This is a genomic window from Stenotrophomonas maltophilia group sp. P373, from assembly GCF_053295075.1.
Genome location: NZ_CM129994.1, coordinates 94,817 through 121,379 on the forward strand (window position 1 = coordinate 94,817; position 26,563 = coordinate 121,379).

The 26,563-nt window shown below is 69.1% G+C and carries 20 protein-coding genes; 8 read left to right on the forward strand and 12 right to left on the reverse strand.

Annotation, left to right across the window (positions count from 1 at the left end; translation table 11 throughout):
* Positions 1-81: 81 nt before the first annotated feature.
* Positions 82-4,536 (reverse strand): glutamate synthase large subunit, encoded by a 4,455-nt coding sequence (gene gltB / locus ACSYHF_RS00400; protein ID WP_447575986.1) that lies wholly within the window; start codon positions 4,534-4,536, stop codon positions 82-84.
* A gap of 173 nt (positions 4,537-4,709) precedes the next feature.
* Positions 4,710-5,099, reverse strand: a complete 390-nt coding sequence (locus ACSYHF_RS00405) for an I78 family peptidase inhibitor (RefSeq protein WP_032954733.1) — start codon at positions 5,097-5,099, stop codon at positions 4,710-4,712.
* A 111-nt stretch (positions 5,100-5,210) separates the two neighbouring features.
* Between ACSYHF_RS00405 and ACSYHF_RS00410 the strand changes: the two genes are divergently transcribed.
* Entirely contained in the window at positions 5,211-6,269 is a 1,059-nt protein-coding gene (locus ACSYHF_RS00410) for a DNA topoisomerase IB (protein ID WP_053497997.1), read from the forward strand.
* Here ACSYHF_RS00410 and ACSYHF_RS00415 read toward each other — a convergent pair.
* Complete coding sequence (locus ACSYHF_RS00415; RefSeq protein ID WP_005421049.1) at positions 6,257-6,565, reverse strand: hypothetical protein; 309 nt, start codon at positions 6,563-6,565, stop codon at positions 6,257-6,259. The two genes, ACSYHF_RS00410 and ACSYHF_RS00415, sit on opposite strands and share 13 nt — an antisense overlap.
* 196 nt (positions 6,566-6,761) lie before the next feature.
* On the opposite strand from ACSYHF_RS00415, the gene ACSYHF_RS00420 reads away from it, so the two are divergent.
* The 3 genes from ACSYHF_RS00420 to ACSYHF_RS00430 all read left to right on the forward strand — a co-directional run bounded on the left by ACSYHF_RS00420 (position 6,762) and on the right by ACSYHF_RS00430 (position 10,211).
* Complete coding sequence (locus ACSYHF_RS00420; RefSeq protein WP_262221935.1) at positions 6,762-7,868, forward strand: SDR family oxidoreductase; 1,107 nt, start codon at positions 6,762-6,764, stop codon at positions 7,866-7,868.
* 111 nt (positions 7,869-7,979) lie between these two features.
* Positions 7,980-9,395, forward strand: coding sequence for an XVIPCD domain-containing protein (locus tag ACSYHF_RS00425; protein ID WP_111127222.1), 1,416 nt, complete (start codon positions 7,980-7,982; stop codon positions 9,393-9,395).
* Positions 9,396-9,398: 3 nt separating this feature from the next.
* The gene (locus ACSYHF_RS00430) at positions 9,399-10,211 is read left to right on the forward strand and encodes a hypothetical protein (RefSeq protein WP_134956120.1); all 813 of its coding nucleotides are present in this window, start codon (positions 9,399-9,401) and stop codon (positions 10,209-10,211) included.
* Here ACSYHF_RS00430 and ACSYHF_RS00435 read toward each other — a convergent pair.
* A complete protein-coding gene (locus ACSYHF_RS00435; RefSeq protein ID WP_447575987.1) occupies positions 10,170-11,267 on the reverse strand; it encodes a serine hydrolase domain-containing protein in 1,098 nt (365 codons plus the stop codon). The genes ACSYHF_RS00430 and ACSYHF_RS00435 overlap by 42 nt on opposite strands.
* A gap of 188 nt (positions 11,268-11,455) precedes the next feature.
* On the opposite strand from ACSYHF_RS00435, the gene ACSYHF_RS00440 reads away from it, so the two are divergent.
* Positions 11,456-11,842 carry a BlaI/MecI/CopY family transcriptional regulator gene (locus tag ACSYHF_RS00440; protein WP_005421039.1) on the forward strand — a complete coding sequence of 129 codons (387 nt, stop codon included), beginning with the start codon at positions 11,456-11,458 and terminating at the stop codon, positions 11,840-11,842.
* 3 nt (positions 11,843-11,845) lie between these two features.
* Entirely contained in the window at positions 11,846-13,837 is a 1,992-nt protein-coding gene (locus ACSYHF_RS00445; RefSeq protein ID WP_447575988.1) for a M56 family metallopeptidase, read from the forward strand.
* 40 nt (positions 13,838-13,877) lie between these two features.
* Here ACSYHF_RS00445 and ACSYHF_RS00450 read toward each other — a convergent pair whose 3' ends face one another.
* The 4 genes from ACSYHF_RS00450 to ACSYHF_RS00465 form a co-directional block, all read right to left on the reverse strand.
* Positions 13,878-14,198 (reverse strand): I78 family peptidase inhibitor, encoded by a 321-nt coding sequence (locus tag ACSYHF_RS00450; protein ID WP_065185535.1) that lies wholly within the window; start codon positions 14,196-14,198, stop codon positions 13,878-13,880.
* Positions 14,199-14,278: 80 nt separating this feature from the next.
* The gene (locus tag ACSYHF_RS00455) at positions 14,279-15,307 is read right to left on the reverse strand and encodes a ribonuclease H-like domain-containing protein (RefSeq protein ID WP_447575989.1); all 1,029 of its coding nucleotides are present in this window, start codon (positions 15,305-15,307) and stop codon (positions 14,279-14,281) included.
* Positions 15,304-17,793: a DEAD/DEAH box helicase gene (locus tag ACSYHF_RS00460; RefSeq protein ID WP_005421015.1), complete on the reverse strand. Its 2,490-nt coding sequence runs from the start codon at positions 17,791-17,793 to the stop codon at positions 15,304-15,306. The genes ACSYHF_RS00455 and ACSYHF_RS00460 overlap by 4 nt, the downstream gene beginning before the upstream one ends.
* Positions 17,794-17,886: 93 nt before the next feature.
* A complete protein-coding gene (locus tag ACSYHF_RS00465) occupies positions 17,887-19,101 on the reverse strand; it encodes a hypothetical protein (protein WP_238562434.1) in 1,215 nt (404 codons plus the stop codon).
* Between the two features lie 126 nt (positions 19,102-19,227).
* Between ACSYHF_RS00465 and ACSYHF_RS00470 the strand changes: the two genes are divergently transcribed.
* The gene (locus ACSYHF_RS00470; RefSeq protein WP_032954720.1) at positions 19,228-19,746 is read left to right on the forward strand and encodes a hypothetical protein; all 519 of its coding nucleotides are present in this window, start codon (positions 19,228-19,230) and stop codon (positions 19,744-19,746) included.
* Between the two features lie 40 nt (positions 19,747-19,786).
* A complete protein-coding gene (locus ACSYHF_RS00475) occupies positions 19,787-20,461 on the forward strand; it encodes a hypothetical protein (protein WP_005421010.1) in 675 nt (224 codons plus the stop codon).
* 110 nt (positions 20,462-20,571) lie between these two features.
* Here ACSYHF_RS00475 and ACSYHF_RS00480 read toward each other — a convergent pair whose 3' ends face one another.
* From ACSYHF_RS00480 to ACSYHF_RS00495, 4 genes are read right to left on the reverse strand one after another with little or no spacing between them, the layout of a single operon-like run.
* The gene (locus ACSYHF_RS00480) at positions 20,572-22,380 is read right to left on the reverse strand and encodes a hypothetical protein (RefSeq protein ID WP_447575990.1); all 1,809 of its coding nucleotides are present in this window, start codon (positions 22,378-22,380) and stop codon (positions 20,572-20,574) included.
* Positions 22,377-24,545: a hypothetical protein gene (locus ACSYHF_RS00485; RefSeq protein ID WP_447575991.1), complete on the reverse strand. Its 2,169-nt coding sequence runs from the start codon at positions 24,543-24,545 to the stop codon at positions 22,377-22,379. The genes ACSYHF_RS00480 and ACSYHF_RS00485 overlap by 4 nt, the downstream gene beginning before the upstream one ends.
* Positions 24,542-25,663 carry a BatA domain-containing protein gene (locus ACSYHF_RS00490; RefSeq protein ID WP_197598831.1) on the reverse strand — a complete coding sequence of 374 codons (1,122 nt, stop codon included), beginning with the start codon at positions 25,661-25,663 and terminating at the stop codon, positions 24,542-24,544. Before ACSYHF_RS00490 ends, ACSYHF_RS00485 begins: the two co-directional genes overlap by 4 nt.
* The gene (locus tag ACSYHF_RS00495; protein WP_197598830.1) at positions 25,660-26,556 is read right to left on the reverse strand and encodes a DUF58 domain-containing protein; all 897 of its coding nucleotides are present in this window, start codon (positions 26,554-26,556) and stop codon (positions 25,660-25,662) included. The genes ACSYHF_RS00490 and ACSYHF_RS00495 overlap by 4 nt, the downstream gene beginning before the upstream one ends.
* Between the last annotated feature and the right edge of the window lie 7 nt (positions 26,557-26,563).

Genomic DNA, 26,563 nt, shown 5'->3' on the forward strand with positions numbered 1-26,563 from the left:
GACTCTGTGGTGTTTTCCGGATGCCGGCCAGCGGCCGGCACTACGTGATCCTGGGTTGCCGGCCAGCGGCCGGCACTACCGTTATGCGGCGCGTCGCAGGGTTTCGGTCAGCGACTCGATGCTGGCGGCCTTCGGTTTGACCAGCCAGAACTTGCCGATGTAATCGCGGAACTCGTCCAGGATCTGCTGTGCCCAGATGCTGCCGGTCAGCTCGCGGTGGCGGCCGATCAGGCGGTGCAGGTGCTGGCGGTAGTTCTCGAAGCCTTCGGCGGAGACGCGATGGATGTCGATCAGCTCGTGGTTGTAGCGGTCGACGAAATCGCGGTCCACGTCCAGCACGTAAGCCAGGCCACCGGTGAAGCCGGCGCCGAAGTTCAGCCCGACCTTGCCCAGCACCAGCACCACGCCATCGGTCATGTACTCGCAGCAGTGGTCACCGGCACCTTCCACCACTGCCAGCGCGCCCGAATTGCGCACCGCGAAACGCTCGCCGGCGCGGCCCGCGGCGAACAGCTCGCCACCGGTAGCGCCATACAGGCAGGTATTGCCGATGATGGCGGTGCTGCGTGCCTCGAAGCGGGCGCCACGCGGCGGACGCACCACCAGCCGGCCGCCGGCCATGCCCTTGCCGACGTAGTCGTTGGCCTCGCCTTCCACTTCCAGGTGCAGGCCGCCGACGTTGAAGGCGCCGAAGCTCTGCCCGGCACTGCCGCGGAAGCGCAGTTCCAGCGGTGCTTCGGCCATGCCCTGGTTGCCGTGCGCGCGCGCCACCGCGCCGGCCAGGCGGGTGCCGATGCTGCGGTCCGTGTTGTGGATCAGGAAGCGATGCTCGCCACCGCGCTTGTGCTCGATGGCCGGGGCCAGCAGGCCATCCATCTGCGTGGCCAGGCTGTCCGGCGATTCGTACAGGCGCTGCGCGGCGCAGTGGCTGCCTTCGTAGCGGCTGTCGGCCAGCAGCCGCGACAGGTCCACGCGCACGCCATCGCGGGGCGCGGCCTCGATCTGCCGCAGCAGATCGGTGCGGCCGACGATCTCTTCCAGCGAACGCGCGCCCAGGTACGACAGCCAGCCGCGCACTTCCTCGGCCAGCAGCCGGAAGAAGTTCTCCACGCGTTCGGGCTGGCCGGTGAAGTGGTTCTCGCGCAGGCGCTCGTCCTGGGTGGCCACGCCGGTGGCGCAGTTGTTGAGGTGGCAGATGCGCAGGTACTTGCAGCCCAGCACGATCATCGGCGCGGTGCCGAAGCCGAAGCTGTCCGCCCCCAGCAGCGCGGCCTTGACCACGTCCAGGCCGGTCTTCAGGCCGCCATCGGTCTGCAGCAGGGTGCGCCCGCGCAGGTCGTTGGCCAGCAGCGCCTGGTGCGCTTCGGCCACGCCCAGTTCCCACGGCACGCCGGCGTAGCGGATCGAGCTGACCGGCGAGGCACCGGTGCCGCCGTCATGGCCGGAGATGGTGATCAGGTCCGCACCGGCCTTGACCACGCCTGCGGCAATCGTGCCGACGCCGGCATGGCTGACCAGCTTTACCGACACCAGCGCGGTCGGGTTGACCTGCTTGAGGTCGTAGATCAGCTGCGCGAGGTCTTCGATCGAATAGATGTCGTGGTGCGGTGGCGGCGAGATCAGGCCGATGCCCGGACGCGCATAGCGCAGGCGTGCGATCAGCTCGTTGACCTTGTGCCCCGGAAGCTGGCCGCCCTCGCCGGGCTTGGCGCCCTGGGCGACCTTGATCTGCAGCACTTCGGCATTGACCAGGTATTCGGCGGTGACGCCGAAGCGGCCCGAGGCCACCTGCTTGATCTTGCTGCGCTTCGCGGTGCCATAGCGTGCGGGGTCCTCGCCGCCTTCGCCGGAATTGCTGCGGCCACCCAGGCGGTTCATCGCAATCGCCAGCGCCTCGTGCGCCTCAGGTGACAGCGCACCCAGGCTGATCGCTGCGGTATCGAAGCGCGGGAACAGGGCGCTGGCCGGGGCGACCTCGTCCAGCGGCACCGGTATTGCGGCCGGCACCAGTTCCAGCAGGTCGCGCAGCGCCGACGGCGGACGCGCATGCACCGCATCGCAGTACTGCTGCCACGCACGCGGATCACCGCTGCGCGCCGCGCGCTGCAGGGTGGTGACCACGTCCGGGTTGTACATGTGGTACTCGCCGCCGTGCACGTACTTCAGCAGGCCGCCGACATCCACGTCCTGCTGCGCGTCCCACGCCTGCGCGCACAGCTCGCGCGCGTCGGCATCCAGGCGCGCGAAACCCGCGCCGCCGATGCGCGAGGCGGTGTCCGGGAAGCACATGTCCACAACCTCGGGTTCCAGGCCGATGATCTCGAACAGCTGCGCGCCGCGATAGCTTGCCACCGTACAGATGCCCATCTTCGAGATGATCTTCGACAGGCCCTTGTAGATGCCCTTGCGGTAGCGGCGGCCGATCTGCGACTGCTCGCCGCCCTTGCTGAGCTTGAGGATGCCGCGTCGGCCCAGGTCGAACAGGGTCTGGTAGGCCAGGTACGGATACACCGCGGTGGCACCGAAGCCGAGCAGGCAGGCCATGTGGTGCGGGTCGCGCGCGGTGCCGGTTTCGACGATCAGATTGACGTCGCAGCGCAGCCCCAGCCGCGAGAGGTGGTGGTGGATGGCGCTGGTGGCGAGCAGGGCATGCACCATCGGCCGACCGGCCACCGGATAGCGGTCGGACAGCAGCAGCATCACCATGCCCTGGCGCGCGGCCTGCTCGGCCTCGCTACAGATGCGCTCGATGCCGGCACGCAGGCCCTCGTCTTCGCTGTAGGACAGATCAAGCAGGCGGTTGGCCTGCACGTACTGGTCCATCTTCAGCAGCTGGCGCAGCTTGCGCTGGCTCAGCACCGGCGAGTTGAGGATGACGTGGTTCACCGTCTCCGGGCCGGCATGGAAGATGTTGGTCTCCTTGCCGAGTTGGGTGGACAGGGACATCGCGCAGTCTTCGCGCAGCGGATCGATCGGCGGGTTGGTGACCTGCGCAAAGGCCTGGCGGAAATAGTCGTACAGCGGACGGCTGCGCTGGCTCAGCACCGCCATCGGTGTGTCGTCGCCCATCGAGCCGGTGGCTTCCTGCTCGGTCTCGGCCAGTGGCCGCAGCACCTGTTCCACTTCCTCGCTGCTGAGCTGGTAGAGCTTGTGATAGCTGCGCAGGGTGGCTTCGTCGAACGGCTCTTCCACCAGCGACGGGTCGATCAGTTCGGTCTGCAGGTAGGTCACGCCCTGCTGCAGCCACTGCTTGTACGGCGCGCGACCGCGGTTGATGCGGTCCACCGCGTCCGAATCGAGCAGGTCGCCGCGCTTGAGGTCGATGGCCACCATTTCGCCGGGGCCGAGCTTGCCCTTGCGCACCACGCGCTCGGTCGGCACTTCCCACACGCCGGCTTCGGAGGCGACCAGGAAGTGGCGGTCGGCGGTGAGCATCCAGCGCGCCGGGCGCAGGCCGTTGCGGTCCAATGTACAAACCGCATAGCGGCTGTCGCAGGCGACGATGCCGGCCGGGCCGTCCCACGGCTCGCTGTTGAGGCCGTGGAATTCGTAGAAGGCGGCCAGGTCGGGGTCCTTGAACTCCAGCGACTGGGTGGCCGGCGGCACCAGAATGCGCAGCGCCTGGATCAGCTCCATGCCACCGGCAACCATCAGCTCCAGCATGTTGTCCAGGCTCTGCGAATCCGAACCGTGCATGGAGATCACCGGATCGAATTCGGCGATGTCGAAGCGCGGCGTCTTCCACACCTTGCTGCGCGCCTGCGCCCAGCGACGGTTGCCTTCGATGGTGTTGATCTCGCCGTTGTGGGCGAGCATCCGGAACGGGTGCGCCAGCGGCCAGCGCGGCAGCGTGTTGGTGGAGAAGCGCTGGTGGAACACGATCGCGCTGGAGGCCAGTTCGCGGCGTTGCAGGTCGGGGAAGAAGCGGCTGAGCTTGTCCGGCAGCACCATGCCCTTGTAGCTGATCGCATCCGGGGTGAGGGTGGTGACGTAGAAGTCGGCATGGTCGCGCAGCTGCTGTTCGCTGCGGCGACGGGCCAGGAACAGCGCCAGCGCGAAGCCGGCATCATCCTGGCCGACGCCGGCATCGACGAACACCTGCTCGATGCGTGGCAGGGTGTCGCGCGCCAGCTGGCCGCAGACGCTGTCGTCGGTGGGTACCTCGCGCCAGCCGGCGACCTTGCAGCCGACCGCTTCGACCTGCGCCTGCAGCTGCGTGCGGCAGGCGTGTGCAGCCTCGGCATCGTGCGGCAGGAACACCAGGCCGGCAGCGAAGCGTGCGGCGACGGCGATACCGGCTTCACTGGCCAGCAGTTTCAGGAACGCATCGGGGCGGCGCAGCAGCAGGCCGCAGCCATCGCCGGTCAGGCCATCAGCGGCGACGCCGCCACGGTGGGTCATGCGCGAAAGCGCGGCGATGGCGGTATCAACCAACAGGCGCGAAGGTTGATCGTCGAGCTGGGCGACCATGCCAAATCCACAGGCATCGCGCTCGGAGCGCGGGTCGTAAAGCCCTTGGCGGTTGCGGGGGGCCATCTCTACCTCGATGCGTATAGGGTTGGCGGCGACACTCGTCCCCGCTCATTCCCTGGAGCGCATCGTGAGGCCACCGGATGCCTCGACTAGATCACAGGTTGCTGCAGCGCCGCAATACACGGTTGCAGGTGCAACAGAACGCGCCGGCATCCCGTGCCGGCGCGCGGTCGGGCTCAGCCGCAGCGCACGCCGCTGACCAGGCCCTTGTCGTCCACTTCGATGTTCAGGCGGTCGCCGAGGAACTCCATGGTGGCGACGTCATTGGGCTTCATGACGCGCAGCTGGTGGGCACCGGCATCTTCCTGCGCCTGCTTGCCCAGCGCGTCGGCGTAGGCCTGGCCGACCAGGCTCTGTACCTGGCTGGCATCGCAGGTGCCGACCGGCGGTGCCTCGGTGGCCTTGCCGGTTTCGTCGGCCGGCGCCTTGGCGGCTTCGGCCGCCTGCTGGGCATGGGCAGTGGCCGAATCCTGTTCATCCAGCGCCGGAGCCTGGCAGGCGGTCAGGGCCAGCACGGCAGGCAGCAGCAGGGCGGAGAGCGAACGGGCGCGAATCGGGAACGACATCATGACTCCGGAAGGGATTGTGAAAGCCCGAGCATAGCGGCGAACCGACCCTCACGTGTTTGTCTTCTGTTATCGACAGGTTCGCGGCATCGCGACAGCGACACTGCGGTCATGCCAACCTCCTCTACCCCCGAACGACAGGCCGCGCGCGCGGCCGGCCTGCGCTATGTCGATGACACCCAGCCAGGCATCAGCCGGCGTCGCGCCGGCAAGGGCTTCAGTTACCGCGATGCCGATGGCCACGCGGTTCGCGATGCCGCCACCCTGCAGCGCATCCGTGCGCTGGCGATTCCACCTGCGTATACCGCCGTGTGGATCTGCGCCCACGCCAATGGCCACCTGCAGGCCACCGGCCGCGATGCGCGTGGACGCAAGCAGTATCGCTACCATGCCGATTGGGCGAAGGAGCGCGATGCCGGAAAGTTCGACCGCATCATCGCCTTTGGCGAGGCGTTGCCCACGCTGCGGCGGCGGCTGTCGCGCGATCTGAAGCAGCCCGGCTTCCCGCGCGACAAGGTGCTTGCGGTGGTGGTGGCCCTGCTGGCCGACACCCTGGTGCGGGTGGGCAACGAAAGCTATGCACAGGAAAACAAATCCTACGGGCTGACAACGCTGCGCAACCGCCACCTGGACCTGCTGCGCGGTGGCCGCGTGCGCATGCGCTTCCGGGGCAAATCCGGGCAGTTGCACGAGGTGGTGGTGGGCGATCGGCGGCTGGGCACGCTGGTACGCGGCATCCAGCAGCTGCCCGGGCAGGCGCTGTTCCAGTACCGCGACGACGAAGGCGCGCTGCAGCCGGTGGATTCCGGCGCGGTGAACGACTACCTGCGCGAGGTGATGGGCGAAGACTTCACCGCCAAGGACTTCCGCACCTGGGGCGGCACGCTGGCGGCGGTACAGGCATTGGCCGCCACCGAACTGCCGGAACCGGCCAGCCAGCGCGCGCTGGCCAAGGCGCAGCGTGAAGTGGTCTGCCAAGTGGCGGCACGGCTGGGCAACACGCCGGCCGTGTGCCGCAAGGCCTACATCGACCCGTGCGTGTTTGCCGGCTGGGAGCGCGGTGAGCTGGCCTCGCTGGCCGGCCTGCGAGGCCCGCGGCAGTGGGAGCAGGCCACGCTGAAAGTGCTGCGCCGGGCGCGGCGGCTCAGTCGCAGTCGTCAGCCGCAGTAGATCGCAACGATGTTGTTGGTCCGGCCCTTCTCGATGGTCAGGCGGTCGCCGCCTTCGCTGGCCGGCGGCACCCTCGGGCCGTCGTGGCGCAGGACCCGCACGTGCAGGCTGTCGCTGTCCACGCGTGCGCGGGCCACAGTGGCGTCCGAGGCGGCCAGGCCCACCGCGCCGCGCACCCTGTCGCTATGGCACTGGCCGGAAATCACACCGTCGATCGGCTGCACCTGGGCCATCGGTGTGCTGCTGCAGGCGGCAAGGGCAAAGCAGGCGGCGGCGGTGGCGATGGCATGTTTCATGGAGGCACTCCTGGTGTGATTGCGTGCAGGGTGCGACGTCAGACGTGGTGGCGGAATGAATGCCGTGCACATCGTGGACACGGCGCGCTCACCGCCGCCAACAGCGTGGGTGGAGACACTGCAGGAGCGGCATGGGCCGCCCCCCGGTAGTGCCGGCCGCTGGCCGGCAGCCCCTTTCCCTCCCGAGGAGACCTGCATGGCCACCACCAGCAAGACCCCCGCCCGCCGTAAGGCATCGCCGAAAGTGCGCAAAGGCAGCACCCCGACCAAGACGGTCGCCGACCCTGATCGCCCGCGCGTGGTGAAGACCGCAACCCGCAAGGCAGCCGCCAGTGATCCACGGGCGGCACGCGTCGCTGCACGGCAGCGGCGCCTGCAGGACCAGGAGAAGGCCAAGGACGCCCGCGCGGCCAAGAAGGCAACGAAGAAGACCGCCACCCAGGCCGGCGCACGCCGGCAGCCGGAGGCGATGCCGGCACAGCAGCTGGCCAAGCCCGGGCACGAGCACGAACTGGAGCTGGCGCCCCGTTTCCTTGCGCCCGACTACACGGGCAGCGGCAAGCTGCAGGGCATGCGTGCGATCGTCACCGGTGGCGACTCCGGCATTGGCCGTGCGGTGGCAGTGTTGTTCGCGCGCGAAGGTGCGGATGTGGCGGTACTGCACCTGGACGAGGCCGAAGACGCGGACATCACCCGCCAGCACGTGGAACGCGAAGGCGGCCGCTGCGTGGTGATCGCCGGCGATGTGCGCGATCCGCGTTTCTGCAACAAGGCCGTCAAGCAGGTGGCCAAGGCGTTCGGCGGCATCGACATCCTGGTCAACAACGCCGCGTTCCAACTGCACTGCGAGCGCCTGGAAGATCTGGAGGATGCGCACCTGCAGGAAACCCTGCAGACCAACATCGGCGGTTACATCCAGATGGCGCGTGCGGTACTGCCGCATCTGGGCGAAGGCGCCAGCATCATCAACACCGGCTCGGAAACGGGGATCTTCGGCAGCAAGGCGCTGATCGACTACTCGGCCACCAAGGGCGCGATCCATGCGTTCACCAAGGCGCTGGCCAGCCAGCTGCTGCCGCGCGGCATCCGGGTCAACTGCGTGGCGCCGGGGCCGGTGTGGACGCCGCTGAACCCCGCCGACAAGCAGGCCGAAGACGTGGCGGAGTTCGGCAAGGACAGCGACATGGGCCGGCCCGCACAGCCCGAGGAACTGTCGCCGGCGTATGTGTTCCTGGCCTCTCCGGCCTGTGCCAGTTACATCAGTGGGGTGATCCTGCCGGTGATGGGCGGGCCACGGGGCTGAGTGTGATCTGCCTGAATGCGGCGTGGCGGCGAAGGTGTGCGGTGCGTCAAAAAGCCCCAGCCGGCGGCTGGGGTAGGCTGACTCCGTACTGATCACGTCCAAGGAACGACCATGCCCGAGATGGATATCGATGCGGCGGCCAACGAAGTCGTCGCCCTGCTGAGGCAGAACGACCCGCGCGCTGCAGCCGCCCGCCTGAACGCCCTGCACGACGGGCAGAGCGCCGTGGTGCAGGAAGCGCTGGATCGCTACGTGTCGGTGCGCGCCGCCACCGAGCTTGAGACATTGCGGCGCAGCGGAGGTGTTGCCGCAGCTGATGCGACGACGGTGAACCCGATGCTGGACCGTCTGAGCAACGCGGAGCGTCCACCACGGATGCCCGACGCGGCTGAGACCGCAGGCCTGAGCCAGGCCCAGCAGTACGACGTTTATGGCAGCATCGTGGCCCAGCGCGGCAACACCGCGGCGAATGACGCGATGGCGACGCAGGACCGCGTGGTGCTGGGGCTGCGCGACGAGAACCGCACCACCGAGGCACGTGGGCGTGGGGTCTACGACGACCGCATCGTGGTGCTGTGGAAGGATGCGCAGGGCCAAGGCCATGTGCGCGAGTTCAACCAGGCCACGACCGAGCCGACCGCCCAGTACGACGGTCATGCCAAGACCACGCCGCGCAGCCCGGGCTTCGGCAATGTGGCGCCACGCACCAAGACCGAGGGTGAGGATGTCAACGGCGACCGGGTCAAGGACCTCGGACGCCTGGGCGAAGGCACTACGGAGATGCGCGCGACTACTCATCCACGCAATGGCCATCCCGATGAGTTCGCGCTGCGTCCTTCGCAGGATGCAATCACGGCGGGCACCGGACGGGTGGAGCGCGACAGCAATGGCGACGGCTGGTTCGATGCGCGCGATACCCAGGGCGTGCAGGACCTCAACGACACCTTCAAGATCCATCGCGGCAGCCGGTCCAACACCGATTCGGCCGGCTGCCAGACCATCGGCGGCGGCGAGTACGACGACTTCGTGTCGACGGTGCGCGGCACGCCTGGGCAGAACCGCTGGCAGTACGTGCTGACCTCGGTTGCACCCGGCCAGGCGCGCGAGCTGGGGCAGGATGTGCCGCTCGCGGCCAACGACGATCCCCGTCAGCCGCAGCATCGCGACCATGCCCTGCAGCAGCAGATCAGCACCCGCCTGCACGCCCTGGGTGGACGCTACGCCGAGCATGCCGACGACTACAGTCTGGTGATGCTGCGCGAAGCGAAGGCCGCGGGCATCACCCGGGTCGACCAGATCGTGGCCAGCAATCCCAGTGCTGGACGTGCGGCGGGCGAAACACTGTTCCTGGTGCAGGGCAGTCCGGGCGATCCTGCGGCGCTGCGCGCAGGGGTCAATGCAGCCGAGGTGCGCGACACCGCGGTGGAATCCAGCCTGCGCCAGCTGCAGCAGCAATCGCGCGAACAGGCGGCACCCGTGGCCGCGCCTGCACAAACGCAGGAAGCGCCGGCGATGGGAGGGCGTTGAGCGATGATCCGATCACACCTGAGTCTGACCGTTTCGTTGATGCTGCTGCTGGCCTGCAGCGCCTGCGCGCCCGCTGGAGAGCGCGTCGCACCGGTAGCGCCTGCCGCCAGCTCACCGGCGAAACCGGAGGCCTTGCCTTTGCAGACCCTGCCCGCTGATCGCGGATTGCCCGCACTGCCGGAAGCCTCTGGCAGCGCCCACCCCGGCGGCCGCTACGAAGCACTGCCGGAACCGGCCAGGCAGGTGCTGGCGCAGTTGAAGTGCAAGGTGGAGGGCGCCAGCAAGGTGCAGGTGCTTTCCATTCCAGCGCAGGGTGGCCAGCAGGACTTCATGGTTACCGACAGCAGCGGGCCGCGTTTCCGCTACTGGATGCGGTCGTTCTCCGGCAGTGGCGGTATCACCGGCTATCTGGTGCAGCTGCAGGGCTGCCCGGCAACCACCACGGGCATGCGCGCCTACATCGCAGAGGGAGCCGCACCGCTGCAGGATGTCACCGCATCCATCCTGGCGCAGGCCGGGTTGCCCGATGCGGCGACCATGACGGCCTACGAGGACAAGGGCGCGGGCGATCTGTTCGCCTTCATCGGCGTGCTGGACAAAGTGCCCGTGCTGCGTTGGGTGGCCGAAGCCGACCCCGAACAGCCACTGACCGCCGATGCACGCAGCTTCGACCATGGCAATGCCATGCACGGCGGTTTCCTGCGCTGGAACCAGGATCACTTTGAAGTGTCCAGGACCGTGCCGGCCGGGTTATGGCCCTGCGATGACAGCCCGCTATTGCCGTGCCAGGGCGACCCGTTCGTGACCGGGCGTTGAGGCATCGCGCGCATAGAAATCGGCAATGCGTGGAATGAACTGCTGTGGATTGGCACCGACAAGGTTGGTCAGTACCACCACCGCCACGCCGCGCTCGGGATAGACCACGAAGGCCGAGCGCGCACCGCCGATACCGGCCACCTGAAGGTCGGGCGATGCGTGCAACACCGGCCAGCCACCCGCCCACGGGCCGGCACGGCCATCCGCCAGGCGCTCTACGCTCCACATCCGCCGCAGGGCCGTCTCCGGCAGCAGGCGGCCTTCGGTCAGCGCGACCAGCCAGCGCGCGGTGTCGTCGGCGGTGGTGAGGATGCCGCCACCCGCCCACAGTGAAGGCGGTATGTCGTAGAACCAATGCGACAGGCGGGACGGCGCATCTACATCGTCGGTGGCACGCGGGGCCAGGCTGTACATCGTCGCAGCATCCGGAATCAGGTCGTAGCTGTCGCCGAAGGTGGTGCGGGCCATGCGCGCGCTGCTGAACTGGCCGGTGGCGAGGAAACGTTCGTAGGGCATGCCGGATTGCTGCGCGATGATCCGTGCCAGCAATACGTAGTTGGTCTGGTTGTAGGCGAAGTGCTGCCCAGGCGCCGCTTCCAGCGGTCGAGCTGTCACCGCCGCCCATGCCTGTGCTTCGGAACCTCCGCCCAGCAGCCCGTTCGCATCAAGGATGTCCGGAAGGCCGGAGGTATGCGCCAGCAGCTGGTGTACGCGTACGTCTCTCCACGCTGGCGGAAGATCACCCAGATATCGCGAGGCCGGCGCGTCCAGATCCAGCTGCCCTTGCTGAGCCAGCTGCGCGGCAGCCACGCCGGTAAACGCCTTGGTGGCCGAATTGAGCGGGAAGCGGGTGTCCCGCGAGGCAAGCGCGCCGTTCTCGACGTTGGCCAGGCCGTAGGCTTCGGAGAGCACGATCTGCCCGTCCTTGACCACCGCGACCTGCAGCCCGGGGATGCGCTGCTCCAGCATGATCTGGCGGATCAGGCGGCGGGTCTGGTCGTTGGCCTGGTCCTGGCTGGCAGAGACGGCGGCGAAGGGCAGGGCACTGATGAGCATGAGCACGACTCGGAGCGTTGGGCGGAACATGCGGAATTCCAGCGGGCGTTGCGAATCGGATGCAGACAGCGCGTCGAAGGTTTAAGCGCTCGGTGCCCTACCGTTCGTCGGCCCGTGACTTCCGGGGGGTTGACTACAGCTGTCGTCAAGCTGACAGTGGCGACACGTGTAGTCAAGGGAGTGGTGTCATGCGCGGCAAGACCATCGGGGACCAGGAACTGGCCCTGCTGCAGTACATCGATGAACATGCGCCGGCCAGTGTCGGCGAGGTCGCCAGTGGCTACGGCGAGGCCCGCGGGCTGGCCCGCTCCACTGTGCTGACGATGATGGAGCGCCTGCGGGCGAAGGGGTATCTTCAGCGCCGGCAACAGGACGGTATCTACCGCTACCAGGCCACCCGCGGCCCGCAGAGCGTGCTGCAGGGCGCGGTGGCGCAGTTTGTCGACAACACCCTGCAGGGCTCGGTGTCGCCGTTCGTGGCCTATCTGTCGCAGCGGCAGAAGGTCAGCGACAACGAACTGGCCGAACTGGAAGCGCTGGTCGCCCAACTCCAATCGCGTCGCCACGAGGGCTGAGCCATGGACACCACGATGCTGATCCCGATGCTGGAACGGCTGGGCTGGACCAGCCTGCAGACCGTGCTGCTGGTAGCCCTGGTATATGGCGTGTGCCGCGCGCTGCCGTCACTGTCGGCGGCGACCCGCTGCCGCCTGTGGTGGCTGGTCTCGCTGCAGGCCGTGCTTGGCCTGTTCTGGAGCCAGCCGCTGCAGCTGGCCTGGCTGCCCGCACCGCAGGCGGTGGCGATGACCGCAACCGATGCGGCTGCCGACGTGGTCTATCCGCTGGCCCCGGAGGCCTCGGCACAGTTGCTGGCCGCGATGCCGATGCCTGCAGCGGATGCACCGGCAGTGGCGTGGTGGGCCGTCGCACTGGCCGCGCTGTGGGCATCCGGCGTGCTGCTGATGGCGCTGCGTACCTTCGGTGAGTGGCGTCGCTGCCGCGCGCTGCTGGCAGCGGCCTATCCCTGCGAGGACCAGGCGTTGGTGCAGGCCCTGCAGCTGGCTTCCGATGCACATGGCGTGCGGCCTGCGCCGCGGTTGTGGATGAGCACGCAGGTGGACGCACCGCAGCTGGTCGGTCCGTTCCGCCCGGTGCTGCTGTTGCCGGCTGGCGACAACGCCCTGCAGGGCGACGCGCTGGACCTGGCCCTGACCCACGAACTGCAGCACCTGCAGCGGCGGGACCTGCAGTGGGGCCTGCTGCCTGCGCTGGCCCAGCACCTGTTCTTCTTCCATCCGCTGCTGCGCCTGTCGGTGCGTGAATATGCACAAGCGCGCGAAGAAGCGGTGGACGCAGCGGTGGTGGGCCAGCACGCTGCCAGCCGCCAGGCCTATGGCCGTCTGTTGCTGCAGCTGGGGGTGGCACCGCAGCCGCACCTGGGCGTGGCCAGTGCCGCACCGGATGCCACCAGCCTCAAGCGTCGCCTGCTCTCGTTGCAGCCACGCCGTGCCTGCCCCCGCATCCTGGCGATGGCGTTGACGGCGGCCGTGGTACTGGTGGGTGTGGCGCCGATGCGGCTGGTCGCTGCGCCGGTACCGCCGGCACCGCCCGCGCCACCGGCGGCACCCAAGGTCGTGGCGCCACCACCGCCGAAGGCTCCCAAGGCTCCGGCCGCACCGCCATCCGCCGCGGGCGTGCCGGCGGCCCCGGCCGCGCCTGCAGCACCGGCCGCGCCGGCCGAACCCGCTGACGCGACCGGGCCCGACGATGCCGATGTGGCCGATGTCGGCGACGCCACGGGCATGGCCGAAGACGATGAAGGCACGACGTCGGCCGCCACCTCCATCACCACCTACGGTCGCCTGGACCTGGGCAGGTCGCCCCGGGAGGCCTTCGTTCTGGTTGATGGTGATTCGACCTTCGCCAACGGCGGCATGGACGACGTGACGGTGGCCCGCAGGCAGCTCGGCAAGGGCCCGGCGTTGTGGTTCCGCCAGGGTGACAAGCGCTACGTGGTGCGTGACCCGATGCTGATCCAGAGTCTGCAGCGTGCCTACAGCGGTGCCGTAGAGCTGGGCCGCCAGCAGAGCGAACTGGGCCGCCAGCAAAGCGTGCTGGGTCGCCAGCAGGGCGAACTCGGCAGGCAGCTGGGTGAAATGGGCCGCCTGCAGGGCGAGCAATCGCGCCGCATCGCACTGATCGCCGCCGAGGCCGCGCGCAGTGCGATGGCCGCGCATGACATCAACCGCGAGGCGGCGGCGGAAGCGGCAAAGGCGGCGCGGGGCGCGACCTACGATGTGGCCGTTGCCCGTGAGGCGGCACGTGAGGCCGCCGCCGAGGCACGCCGTGCGATGCAGGAAGCCCGCAGCGAGGCCGCGCAGTCCGGCCGCACTCGTGACATGCAGCGCCTGGCCAGCCAGCAGTCTGAACTGGCCAGCCGCCAGGCAGCGCTGGGCAGCCAGCAGGCCGCGTTGGGCGAGCGCCAGGCACGCGTGCATGCCCAGGCGTCGCAGCAGGCGCAGCAGGTGATCGCGCGCGCCCTGGCCAGTGGTAAGGCCGAGCGACTCTGATCGGTAGTGCCGGCCAGCGGCCGGCACTACCCTGGGGCGATCAACCGCAGCTGGCGCGCTCGATCCGGTTCTGCGCATCCACCTGCACCGTCACGCGGTCCTGGCGGAAGTCCATGGTCACCGCCATGCCCGGCTTGACCACCCGTGCACCGCGCGCGCCGCTGGCGGCCACCAGCTTCTTGATGGTGGCTTCGTCAGCCGTCTTGCCGGTGAAGGCCTCGAGCGCCTCCGGCTTGCATTCGTGCGCGGCGTCGGCCACGGGTGCTGGCGCTGGCGCGGCATCGAGGGCGGTGCTGCCGCCGGCGTGGCTGCAGGCGGCCAGTGGCAGGATGGCAAGCAGGGCAAGCGGATTGAGGCGCATCGTCGGGCTCCAGGCGTGGATGGTGGTGGCAGTGTCACCGCTGCCACCGTCAGGGCATGTCAACGCGGCCCCGTGTGTCATTACCGGCCGACCAGCGCCAGTGTCTCGCGCTCGCGCTGTTCCTCGCGCACCAGCCGCTGCAGCAGCAGGGCCAGGGTCACCACGTCCTGGTGGTTGTGGTCGGCCACCCGGCGCAGGTTCACCGCATCGCCGCCGCGCAGGAAGCGCAGCCATGCACCGGGTGCTTCCGAGCCGGGCAGGTCGTCCTCGCGCACCACGCGCAGCAGCTGGCGTTCGATGGTGGACAGCTTGCAGTTCTCCCACGTGCCGCGATAGCGGCGGCGCGTGGGGTAGAGCAGGTCGACATGGTCCAGTGCGGTGATCGGGTCCGGCTGCCGGGCCAGCCGGTAACGCGCTTTCAGCAGCGGTGCGTCATAGCTGCGGCCGTTGTAGCTGCAGAACACGGTGGACGGTTGCAGCCAGCGGGCAAAGGTGGCCAGCATCGCGTCCTCGGCGGCCATGGTGGCCATCAGCAACTGGCGGATGCGCAGGCCCTCGCCACGCTGCGGGCACACATGCCAATCGGCCGCGCCGATCATGAAGGCACGGGTGCCGGTGCCGCCGGCCAGGCCGGTGGTCTCGGTGTCGAAGAACAGCAGATCGCGTGCAGCCACGTGCTGGTCTTCGCGCTTGGCGAAGGCCAGCGACAGCGGGGCAGTTGGGATCGGCTGAGGTTGCAGCGATTCGATCAGGAACAGACCCGGCGCGATTTCCTCGCCCGGCAGCTGGCGATCCTGTGCGCTGGCACGTGCCGGCGTGGCGCCGCTCCGCGAGCGCATGCCGAGCAGGCGATGCAGGCTGCCCACTTCCGGCCGCCGCAGTTGGGCCGGTGTGTGCGCCGATGTGGCCGCCGCAGCGCCTGTGGGCTTGTGGCGGATCTCCTGCTCGACCCAGGCGAACACCGAACGCTCGGCCGGTGGTTGCTGCGCATCGTTGGCGGCCGGTGGTGCCGGTGGCGCAGGGGCAACGTCCGACGCCGCCGGCGTGGCCGCTTTAGGGTCGCCGGCCTGCTTCCGCAGCAGGCGCAGCTTGTCCAGGCTCAGGCTCACGGTGCCAGCAGCTCCATCGGGTCGCGCGCGGACGCCACCACGTCGGGCACGTGCCGGCAGGCCTCGGCGTCGAACAGGTCGAGCACGCGCAATGCCAGCGCACGTGGCGAGGTTTCATCCTCTTCCTGTGCAGCCAGCACCGGGCCGACGCAGGCCGGGCAGCCGGCCTTGCAGTCGCAGCGTTGCACCAGTTCACGCGCGCGCTGCACCAGCTCCGCCTGACGCTGCCACAACGGCTCGCTGAGGCCAACGCCACCGGGGAAGTTGTCATACAGATACACAGTGGGCACGAATTCCTGCAGCAGTTCGACCACGCCAGGATCACCCTCGCTGCCGCGCAACTGGCCACGGCCGCTCTGGTCGGCGATCGCAAACCAGGAACCATCGCCGTTGCCGACCGACTTCTGCAGGTCGCGCGCATCGGCCATCACCGCCACCGTGGCGACGATGTGCAGCGCATACGCCGCACCGAGGAAGCCATCGAGCGCATCCTGCCTGCTGGCGAAGGCGCGCAGCAGCAGTGCCTGCGGCAGCTGCCACCACACTGCGGTGGTGTGCAGTTCCTGGTCGGGCAGGTTCACCGGCCCGTAGCCGATGTTTTCGTGGGTGTAGTAGCGGATCTTCTTGTAGCCGGCCACGCGCCGCACCACGTGCACTTCGCCATGGTGCGAATCACCGCGCCCGGCCACGCCACCATCGAAGCGGTCCAGCACCTTGAGCTTGGTGAAGTCGATGCTGTCGGTGTAGTAATCCACATGCGTGCGGGTGACGTAGGCCTTGCGGCCCTCCCAGTCGAGCGTCTCCACCTGGTAGGGCGTGGACTGCACCATGTGGATGGCGCCTTCATACAGCGTGAGCGCAGCGGCGGAGTAATCGACCTCGGCGATGATCTGCTGGCGGCCGTCGCTGCGGTCGACCACCACGAAGTTGCCATCGGCCACCGCGCGCAGGCTGACCGCGTTGGCCGGATAACTGTCGGCGATCCATTCCCAGCGCTCGCCTTCGCGGTGGATGACTTCGGTTTCGGCCAGCGCTTCCAGGAACACTTCCGGGTCGATCGGGCCGAAGCCATCGCCGACCCGGAACGGCAGTTCAAAGGCCGCGCAGCGAATGTGGTCGAACAGGATCAGCGGCTGGTCTGGCGCAATGCGCGCATGTTCGGGCGAGGCTTCGGCGAAGAAGTCCGGGTGCCGCACCACGTACTGGTCCAGCGGCTGCGAACTGGCCACCATCACACCGAGTGCGGGTTGCTGGCGGCGACCGGCACGGCCGAAACGCTGCCAGGTGGCGGCCACGCTGCCGGGGTAGCCATTGAGGATGACCACGTCCAGGCTGCCGATGTCCACGCCCAGTTCCAGCGCCGAGGTGCTGACGATGCCGTCGATGTTGCCGGCTCGCATCGCACGCTCGGTCTCGCGGCGTTCGGTCGGCAGATAACCGCCGCGGTAGGCGCGGATTCGGGGCGGCTTGCGCGGGTCGTGGTCGAAGATGTCCTTCAGGTACTTGGTCAGCACCTCGACCATCAAGCGGGTCTGCGCGAACACCAGGGTCTTCAGCCCGGACTTGATCGCGATGCGGGCGATGCGGTTGCTCTGCGAGCGCGCCGAGGCACGCAGGCCCAGGTCGGGGTTGATCACCGGCGGGTTCCACAGCAGCACCTGCTTCGGCCCGGTGGGCGCACCGGATTCAGTGATGGCAGTCACCGGGGCCTCGATCAGCGCTTCCGCATGCGCCTGCGGGTTGCCGATGGTGGCCGAGCACAGGATGAACTGCGGTTGCACGCCGTAGAACGCGCAGATGCGCTTGAGCCGGCGCAGCACGTTGGTGACGTGGCTGCCGAACACGCCGCGATAGGTGTGCACCTCGTCGATGACGATGTAGCGCAGGTTCTCGAAGAACTGTGCCCACTTGGTGTGATGCGGCAGGATGGCCTGGTGCAGCATGTCCGGGTTGGACACCACGATGTCGCCATGCAGGCGGATCGCCTGCCGCGCATCGCCGGGGGTGTCGCCGTCGAAGGTGAAGGCCTTGACGCCGAGATCGCCGGCACGATTGAGTTCCAGCAGCTCGGCCACCTGGTCCTGGGCCAGTGCCTTGGTCGGGAACAGGTACAGCGCCTTGGCCTTGTCCTGCATGGCCGCGCTGACCACCGGCAGGGTGTAGCACAGCGACTTGCCGCTGGCGGTGGGGGTGACGATGGCCACGTGCTCGCCGCGCTGGCTGGCCTCCCAGGCTTCGGCCTGGTGGCTGTAGAGCTGCTCGATGCCGCGTGCCTTCAGTGCAGCGGCCAGCGCCGGTGATACCGAGTCGGGAACGGGCGCGTAGCGGCCTTCACGGCCGGGAATGGCGAAGCTGCCGGTGATGCGGTCCTGGTAGCGGCGCTGCAGGCGCGCGCTGAGCAGGGCGCCGTCGCGGGCGGGCAGGCCATCGCGGGTGGCGAGCTTCTGCTCGGCATCGGCGGTGCGCTTGGCGAGTTCGTAGGCCATGGAAGAGGAAGCGGGGACGGATTGCGAGGGGTCACATGGCACCACATCCGTGTCTCAGGATGTGAGACACCAGCATGGGAACGAGTGAACCGTTCAGTGCCACGGGGCGGGACGCTGCGCGATGTCCGCGTCAAGCGCGCGGCGCCGGAGCAGGAACTGCACGGTGCAGACCACGATCTGCACCGCGTGCCAGCCCGATGCCAGCACTGCGAGCACCCCCCAGCCATAGGCAGCCGCCCATGCAGGATCCGGGCGGAGCGGTGGCATTCCGCCAGTGCCGAACACCAGCACGCACAGGAGCAGGCCCAGCCATGCCAGATGCCACGACCCTCCTGTGGGCGGATAGCGCCGTCGGTCGCTGGCCAGGCACCATGCCGTCCCTGCGCCCAACACCCATCCATCACAGGCGCGCACCTCCAGCACCATCGAGCGCCCGCGGGAGAATGCCGCAGCGTGCTCCCATTCCGCTGGAAGCTGCACACGCCGGTCATTGCCGAGCAACCACACCCGGGATGTCTGGGCAGTGCGTTGGTAGGCGCGCAGGCGTCCGCGAACCTGCAGCACGCGCTGAGCTGTCGCGGGGCTGTTGCGGCGAGGGAGTGCCAGCCAGGCCGCCAGCCCGGCGATGGCGAGCAACGGCATGGCCAGCAGCCCTGGGGCGCCAGCGGCGGCCCATGACGCCAGTGCGGCAATCACCAGCGGGGAAGGGCGCAGGCCGGGTCCCCGTCGCATCGAAACTTCTTCGGGTGTCTCCAGGCGCTCGCCACAGACGCGGCTGGTGGCTGCAGCCGGCCGTGCAGCAGCGATAGTGAAGCCGTTGAGACATACCACCACGGCCGCGCGTTTGCCCAACACCACTTCGGCTTCATTGTCTTCCGCGAGGTAGGGCCACGCCTGCTTTGGCACCAGTGCGGGAACGCCACCCAGCAGGCCGTCACCGACCGGGAAGCTGTTCCGGCACGCACCGCCGGTGAATGCTCCACGCAGCCGCTTTATCTGGTCGTCATGGTCGCAGCCGGCCAATGCGCGCAACGGTGCCAGTGCCCTGTGTTCGTCCGCGCCCAGCGTACGCAGCGTGCTGCTCCGGCGCAGCGAAGCCATGCCTGCGTGGACACGTGATGTCCATTCGGCAACGGCCGCGATGACCATCAGGGGCACGATTGCCAAACCAACCAGTACTGCTGCGCGCGACATCAGCAGGCGACCGGCTGCCGTGGCGGGATTGTGGAGGGAGCTGTCATGAGGGAGCGCCGTACCGGGAGAACGGCAGGATGCCGTCCCCGTCCCCCGGGGGGGAATGAAGTTCATTGCAAACTTCGGTGTCCCGGCCGCGCAGCGATGATGCGCGACACAGCCTGAATGCCCCCGCCGTTGCCAACGAAATCTGAAGCCGGCATCCGTATGCTTGGGCGCTGGACGCAACCAACAGGGTGGATGGCTGTGGCACGACGTGGAACGCAGGGAGCACTCCTGGCCGGCATGCTGCTGGCCGGCATCGCACAGGCGCAGCAGGCCGCGCCGGTGGCGGTGCCCGATCCTGCACCCGTTCCCCCTGCAGATGCGCCGCCCGCCCCCACCGCACCGATCTCCACCACCTTGCCGCAGGACAACGTCACCACCCTCGGCGAAGTGCGTGCGCTCAAGCCCGATGACGAGCCGCTGGACCTGTACCGCTTCAAGAACCCGGTGAAGTTCGGCGATAACCGCTTCAGCCGCGACTGGAGCGAACCGCCATCGCCGGAGCAGGTCAGCATGGGCGGTGGCTACATCATGATGGGCGTGGTCAAGGGTGTGCTGGCGGCAGCCAAAGGCATCAACAAACTCACCGGGGGTCCGGACCAGATCCAGGCGGCCGTGGCGCGGCCACCGCCAGAGCTCAGTGCCGAACAGCAGCAGCGCGCGCTGCGGTTCTCACAGGAGCAGGATGCCGGCGACACAGCGCCAGTGAAGTAGGCCGGTATATCCTGCGGGCTCCCCCACCGGTAATGCTGTCATGTCCCTGCGTTCATTCTGCCTGCTGGCCGCGTTGCTGCCGGCCTCCGCCTTCGCGTCCGATATCGCCGATGGCGGCGCCTGCCGCAACGGCGCATTCCCCTCCGAGCAGAGCGGGTTCGCGCTGGCGCGCGTGGTCGACGCCCCGCGCCTGTACCTGCTCGGCGACATGGATGGCTGCCCCGCCAAGGGCGAACCGGCCTGCCGCCAGCGCAGCTATGTGGTCAACGGCGATACGGTGGTGACCGGTCGCGACCTGGGCCGTTACCGCTGCGCGTTCTTCCCGAACAAGGTGGGCGGCAGCGCCGGCTGGGTCGACCGCAGCAGGCTGCAACCGTTGCCGGTGGCCGTGCCCACGCTGCAGGACTGGACGGGCCACTGGAAAGATGGCGACAACGGCCTGCGCATCACCGTGCAGGGTGGACAACTGCATGTGGATGGCGACGCTTACTGGCCCTCGGCCAACCCCACGCCGGAACAGCGCCCGTATGGGCCGAACCTGGGCCAGGTGGAAGCGCGTGCCATGCCGCAGGGTGCCGATGTCGAGTTCGTCGAGGACACGTGCCGGGTGCGTGTGCACTCGCTGGGTGAGGTGCTGATCGTGGCCGACAACAGCGAATGCGGTGGCATGAACGTGCGCTTCAATGGCGTGTATCGGCGCGCGGGGAAACGTTGAAGGACGCATGAGGGTGGGGCTGGTAGATCCACGCCATGCGTGGATGCCGTTCGCGATCCGATCGGTGGGGTCAGAACCCTTTCGCTGGCGAAAGGGTTCTGACCCCAGGATCAGCGCCGTCGCTCCAGCCACCACAGCAGCGATGCGCACAGCACGAACGCCAGCCACCACGGCCAGCGCGATCCCGGCACGGGTTGCATCAGCGACGCGGTTGCCGGGGAGCGGCCCGCCAGCGCCTGCGTGGTTGCATCGATCATTGCCTGCTGATGCAGCGCGGGCGCGTCCTTCGGGTCGAATGCATAGCGCCAGAGGGTAGCGTCGCCGTGCTGCAGGCGCTGCCAGCCCGCCTCGCGCGGCCACCAGCCCGCGCAGCGCAGGTCTGACGTCGCGCCATCGACGATCAGCGGCGTGCCTTCGCCGCGTGCGTTGAAGGCCTGCAGCGGCGCCTGCACGCCGCATAGCGCCTGCCGTTCGCCCGCCCAGCTGATCGGCTGTGGCGACCACAGCGCCTCACCGCTGCCCTGCGCCCGCGCCAGCGTGGCAACCACGCCGCTCCACAGTTCGCCGTGGCGGTCATCGCGGCCGGCCAGCACCCAGCGCCAGCTGTCGGTGATGGGCAGCAGGCCGATGCGGCCTTTGCCGGCAGCGCGCCAGCCACCGACAGCCTTGCCGGTGCGATCGTGCAGCAGCGCGTTGCTGCCAGGTGCCTGCAGCGCCAGTGCTTCCAGTGTGGGCAGCGCGGCGTCGTGCGAACTGCGGTCTGCCTCCACGCTGTAGCCGGTCGGCAGCGTACCCGCGGCGAGCGGGCCACGTCGTGCGGCGAGGACCGCGCTCTCGCCGTCGCCGGGAAGTTCGAGGACCTGGCAGCTGCCATCACCCCGCAGCGGCAGGCCCAGATCGTGCAGGCGCTGGCGCGCGCTGGCCGAAGGGGCGCCCGCACTGCGTACCAGCACGCCCAGTCCTTCGCGCAGCGCCTGCCGCACAGCGGCCAGCTGGGCGGCATTCAATGCCGCCAGGCTGCGCTCGTCCAGCAGCAGCAGATCGCTGCGCGCCAGCGACGCCGCGTCCAGCGGCAAGGCGCCGTCGCCGACGCTCAGGCCGGCACCGGTATCGGCCTGCACCTGCACGCGGATGCCGGCATCGGCTGCCCAGCGGCGCAAGTACTTCAGTTCGGGGCCCGGCGCGCTGGCGCGTACCTGCAGGCGCAACGGCGCCGCCGGCAGAGTCTGCTGCGGCACCGGCACGTTGTCCACCACATGGCCGTCGGCATCGAGCAGGCGCAGCTGGAACACGCTGCGGCCTTCGGCGCGGGTGATGCCACTCAACTGAACGTGGCCGTCTTCGGCAACATCCGCGCGATCGACCACGCTGCCGGCCGGATCGAGCAGTTCCGCCTTTGCCCTGGCAACGCCACGCGCCTGTGCCTGTACCTCGAAGCGTGCGCCGGGCGCGGCGTCGGCCGGTGGCTGCAAGGCGACCCAGCCGCGCGGCGTCGCTGTCGGCTGCCAACGTACGTCGCGTGGCAGTACTGCGTCGCGGTCACGCGCGACCAGGCCGGCACCAACCAGCGTCAGCGTGGAGGCCGGATGCTGCCGCAGCGCGGTGGCCAGGTCGGGTACGCGCTTTGCGCCGGGCACATCGGCAGCTTCCGGCAACAGCCACAGCGGACCTTCGCTGGCCGGGAACGCGCCGGCCCTGCTGGCATCGATTCCGAGCACAACCAACCCGCCTGCGGGTTGCTGGCGGGGGGGCGGCACCAGGCAGAAATACAGCAGCGTGGCGACCATGACCTGCAGCCCGATCACCCCCCAGCGGCGGCCACGGTGCGTGGTGTTGCCGCGCGACTGGCGAACGCTGGCGATCGCCACGATCACAGCGAGTGCCAGGGCGATCCACAGGTTCAGGCCGGAGGGGTTCATGGCTGCTCCTCCAATGCGTCCAGGTAGCGCTGGCCCATCGCATCGGCGGCACCGCGCCGCATCGCCTGCGGCAGTGGACGCTGCAGCGCCCGCCACAACTGAGCGCGCAGGCGCTGGCGGCAGTCGCGGCAACCGGGCTCGATGCGCAGCTGCTCGATGGCGGCAGCCAGATCCAGCGCATCGGGCAGGTAGGCGGCATTGCGCTGCTGCCAGGCAGCGAGTGCATCGAGGTCGGGCACGCTGGTGTCCTCACCGAGGCGCTGCCAGGCTTCAACGATGGCCCGGTCGGGCGGGGTTCGGGCGGCCAACGGCAGTTCACGACTGGCCAGTCCGGCGCGATCACCGCCGAGGCGACGGCCTTCATCGATCGGTGGCAGCTCTGGCCCGACCCGGGCCAGATAGATGCGTTCGGCCTGCTGCACCTGCTTGATGAAACCCAGCGCCTTGTAGGCAAATGGCAACGCCTGCTCTGGCCGGCCCTGGCGCAGCTCGCCTTCGGCCGACCACATCTGGTCCAGCGCGGCCTTCAGCGTGGCCCGGGTCTGCGGGTCGAGCAGGGTCGCGGCCTCGGCATGGTCATGGGTGTGGCCGTATTCGGAGAGCACATCGGTGGCGCTGCCGAACACCGGTGGCGAATCGGCATTGGACGCCTTGCCGCCGTGATCGTGGCCATGCTCATCGTGTGCCCCGGCCTCGGTGCCATGGTCGTGCTCGTGCTCGTCGTCGTGGCTGCCTGCAGCTGGCGCATCGCTGGTGGGCAGGTCGCTGGTCGGCGGCGGCTTCGGTGCGCCTTCGCTTTCCTCACCCAGGAACTGGCCGTAGCGCAGGCGCAGGATGCGCTGGTCGACACCGATCGCATCGCTGCGCTTCACGAAGTCCTCGGCAGCGAGGCTGCGTCGCTGCCGGATCAGCGCTTCGGCATCGATTATGATCTGCCGCTGGCTGCGGAAGTAGGCCGGCAGCGTCTTCCTGATGCGGCCTTCCAGTTCGGCACCGAGTGCAACCTCGGCGCTGGGCAGGCGCAGGATCACGCTGCTGCTGCGCCCGGCCTGCGGTGTTGGCGCGTGGTTGTCGCGTACTTCCAGCTGGGCGGTGACATCGCTGCCGGGCTGCGCGCCCAGCGCAGCCAGGTCGAGGGTGTACGCGAAACGCCGTGCAGTCGCTTCGCCGCTGCCGGTGAGGCCGACACTGCGGCGAACGAAGGTGATGTTCTCGCCGCTGCCCTGGGTAATGGTGATCGATAGCGTTGCCTGCGTGGCCACGGCGTAGTCATCGCTGGCTTCGAAGCGCAACGACCACTGGCGTTGCCCGGGCGTGCCCAGCACCAGGGTCGCGGCGGGCTCCAGCACGCGCACGCTGGGCGCACGATCAGCGACCACATCCAGGCGATGCAGGTGGGTCTGGGCCAGTGCAGGTTCGCTCACCACGCGGTACAGCACAGGCACGCGCGCCACATCCTGCGCCAGCCACTGCCCATCCTGCTCGCTCAGCGGCAGCCGGCGGCCGTCGTGGAACTGAAGCCATGCCTTGTCCGGCGCGCGATCGAAGCGCAACGACCACGACAGCCGGCTGTCCGCGGCGACCTTGGCATCCAACGCGTTCTGGGTGCGGGTGGCTTGGCCGGTATAGGCCGGCGCGTCGATCCGCAGGCGGGTGGACTGAAGGTGCAGCGGGCCGGCGGCAGCCATGCTGACAGGTGCCGATGTGCGCGCCGGTGCGGAGCCGGGGCCGGAACGTGGCCAGCCGAATGCCAGCGCAGTGATCGCCAGGCCTGCGACCCAGCTCAGGGCCAACGCCCTGCGCGGCCAGCGCGGACGCAGGTCCGGTGTCGCGCGCTCCAGCATGGCCAGCACATGCGCGCGCTGGCGCTGCTGCAGCGGATTGAGCGTTGCCATATCGGCGAACAGCAGGTCGGCACTGTCCTCGCTGGCACCGCCGGCATCGAGCTGACGCTGCACCCACTGTGGGTCCAGCTGGCGGGCACGTGCCGTGGCGAGCGCTGCGCAGGCGAGCACGCTGACCGTGCCGACCACGCAGGCGATATCGAAGCCCGCCAGGCGCAGCGCCAGCGTCGTCGCGGCCAGCGCCCACGGCAGGCCCAGCAGCAGGGTAACGAGTGCACGGCGACGGCGTGCGCGTTGCCAGGCGTACTGCAGGGTGTTCATGCGGCCCCCCTGCGCCGGCGACTGCTGGCCATCCAGCGCTCCAGCGCGAACAGCACCACGATGACCAGCAGCAACCACGTGGTTGGCTCACGCGCTGGGGGCGCTATGGCGGGCAGTGCGGCCCGGCGTGGTGCCTGGTCCTGTGCATCGCCGAGGCGCGGTGACGCTGGCGGTTGCAGGGCCAGCAGCAGGGCACGCGGCAACTGCGGGTCGCGCAGCGCAGCGTTGCCTGAGGCATCCCAGTCGCCGGGTAGTGACAGCAGGACGCCGTGGCCGATGCGCTGCTGCCACAGCAGTGGTGTGCCGTCGGCGTTGCGCAGCAGGATGCCGGCGCCGCGAGCAGGCTTGCCGGCGCTCACTGCACGACCGCCGTCGCGCAGCCACGCCTGCCAGCTCGCCGGCAGTGCATCGCTGCGGCTCCATACGCCGATCTCGCCGCGTTCGGGCAGGGCATCGGCCGACAGAGGAGCGAGCGGCGCCTGCATGCCCCACGCGCGCTGCAGTGCGTTCACCCAGTGCTGGGCGGCGGCCGGCGCACCGCTGTGCACGCGCAGACGCGGCATCGTCGCGGCACTCGGTTGCGGAGTGGCCGGTATCGGTTGCGGCCGCCACTGCACTTCGCGCGACAGCTGCAGGCGGGCGCCATCCAGACCGGGCAGGGGATCGGGAACGTGCACGGTCAACGCGGTGCCGGCGGGCAGCTGTGCATCCAGCTCACGCAACAGGCTGGGCAGCGATGTGCTGGATGCCGGCGGTGCCTGATCGATGCTGGGGAAGCCGGGTGCCAGCCAGTGCCAGTTGCCCGCTTCGGCGGTGCCGCGCAGTGCGGTCGCGTCCAGTCCGGGAGCCACTACCGTCCAGGCAGTGGGGACCGGGGCAGGGCCGACCAACGCAGGGCGCGCCAGCAGCATGGCCAATGCGGCCAGCAGCAACAGGCGCACCAGCAGCAACGGCCAGTCATCGAAGCGGATGCGCTGGCGCGCGCGGATCTGTGCACGCAGCCAGCGCAGCGCGGCGAAATCCAGCGGCGTGTACGGATGACGCCGGGCCAGATGGATCAGCAGCGGCGGCAACCACGCAGCGAGCGCGGCCAGGCCCAACGGGAACAGCAGGGTCATGCACCGCCCCCACGACCGAACAGCACCTGCAGTGGATGATCCAGCGGCTGGTCGAGCCAGCCGGTGGCACTGGCGATGCCGCTGGCCTGCAGGCGCGACTGCAATGCGTTGCGTGCGTCGGCGAAGCGCTGCAGGTAATCGGCGCGGATCGCCGCGCCATCGCCCAGCAGTTCCTCGCCCGTTTCCGGATCGCGGAAGCGATGGCCGGCGTCGAACGGGAAATCGCGCTCGTCGGCGGTGAGGATCTGCAGCAGTGCCACTTCACGGCGTGCGCTGGCCAGTTGCTCCAGCAGCACGATGCAGGCCGCGTCGAAGCCATCACCAATCGCCAGCAGCAGGTCGCCCGGACGCACACGCTCCCACAGCGGGCGCAGGCGATCGGCCACGGGCCAGCCGCCGCGTGCCTGAAGAGCATGCAGTTGCAGATGCACGCGGTCACGCTGGCGTGCGCCGTTCGCTGCGGGCACCAACTGCAGTCCATCGCCATTGATCGCCAGCAGGCCGAAACGGTCGCCCTGCTGCAGCGCCAGTTCCACCACGCAGGCGGCCACGCCGCGCATGTGATCCAGGCGCGTGCGCTGCGGTGCCGCGCGATCGGCCTGGCCGGCCGAGGCGGTGGCATCGAGCAACAGCCAGACCGTGATCGGGCTTTCGCGTTCGGATTCGCGCACGAAGAAGCGGTCCGAACGCGCGTACAGCTTCCAGTCGATCTGGCGCAGCTCGTCGCCCGGTTCGTAGGCCCGGTACTGCGCGAACTCGAGGCCGGCACCGCGGCTGCGGCTGGCGTGCTGGCCGATGCCACTGGCGCCGCTGGCCAGGCGCGGCCGCAGCCGCAGCAGGCGCAGGCGCGCACGCAGTTCCGGAGGCAAGGTCAGCGGGGTACCGGCGTTCACGCGTGGC

Coding starts and splice junctions, on each gene's coding strand:
- ACSYHF_RS00425 (WP_111127222.1), top strand. CDS start 7,980: ATGCCCGAGATGGATATCGATGCGGCGGCCAACGAAGTCGTCGCCCTG.
- ACSYHF_RS00430 (WP_134956120.1), top strand. CDS start 9,399: ATGATCCGATCACACCTGAGTCTGACCGTTTCGTTGATGCTGCTGCTG.
- ACSYHF_RS00480 (WP_447575990.1), bottom strand. CDS start 22,380: ATGAACCCCTCCGGCCTGAACCTGTGGATCGCCCTGGCACTCGCTGTG.
- ACSYHF_RS00445 (WP_447575988.1), top strand. CDS start 11,846: ATGGACACCACGATGCTGATCCCGATGCTGGAACGGCTGGGCTGGACC.
- ACSYHF_RS00450 (WP_065185535.1), bottom strand. CDS start 14,198: ATGCGCCTCAATCCGCTTGCCCTGCTTGCCATCCTGCCACTGGCCGCC.
- gltB (WP_447575986.1), bottom strand. CDS start 4,536: ATGGCCCCCCGCAACCGCCAAGGGCTTTACGACCCGCGCTCCGAGCGC.
- ACSYHF_RS00490 (WP_197598831.1), bottom strand. CDS start 25,663: ATGACCCTGCTGTTCCCGTTGGGCCTGGCCGCGCTCGCTGCGTGGTTG.
- ACSYHF_RS00440 (WP_005421039.1), top strand. CDS start 11,456: ATGCGCGGCAAGACCATCGGGGACCAGGAACTGGCCCTGCTGCAGTAC.
- ACSYHF_RS00435 (WP_447575987.1), bottom strand. CDS start 11,267: ATGCTCATCAGTGCCCTGCCCTTCGCCGCCGTCTCTGCCAGCCAGGAC.
- ACSYHF_RS00410 (WP_053497997.1), top strand. CDS start 5,211: ATGCCAACCTCCTCTACCCCCGAACGACAGGCCGCGCGCGCGGCCGGC.
- ACSYHF_RS00460 (WP_005421015.1), bottom strand. CDS start 17,793: ATGGCCTACGAACTCGCCAAGCGCACCGCCGATGCCGAGCAGAAGCTC.
- ACSYHF_RS00485 (WP_447575991.1), bottom strand. CDS start 24,545: ATGAACACCCTGCAGTACGCCTGGCAACGCGCACGCCGTCGCCGTGCA.
- ACSYHF_RS00415 (WP_005421049.1), bottom strand. CDS start 6,565: ATGAAACATGCCATCGCCACCGCCGCCGCCTGCTTTGCCCTTGCCGCC.
- ACSYHF_RS00420 (WP_262221935.1), top strand. CDS start 6,762: ATGGCCACCACCAGCAAGACCCCCGCCCGCCGTAAGGCATCGCCGAAA.
- ACSYHF_RS00405 (WP_032954733.1), bottom strand. CDS start 5,099: ATGTCGTTCCCGATTCGCGCCCGTTCGCTCTCCGCCCTGCTGCTGCCT.
- ACSYHF_RS00470 (WP_032954720.1), top strand. CDS start 19,228: ATGGCTGTGGCACGACGTGGAACGCAGGGAGCACTCCTGGCCGGCATG.
- ACSYHF_RS00475 (WP_005421010.1), top strand. CDS start 19,787: ATGTCCCTGCGTTCATTCTGCCTGCTGGCCGCGTTGCTGCCGGCCTCC.
- ACSYHF_RS00465 (WP_238562434.1), bottom strand. CDS start 19,101: ATGAACTTCATTCCCCCCCGGGGGACGGGGACGGCATCCTGCCGTTCT.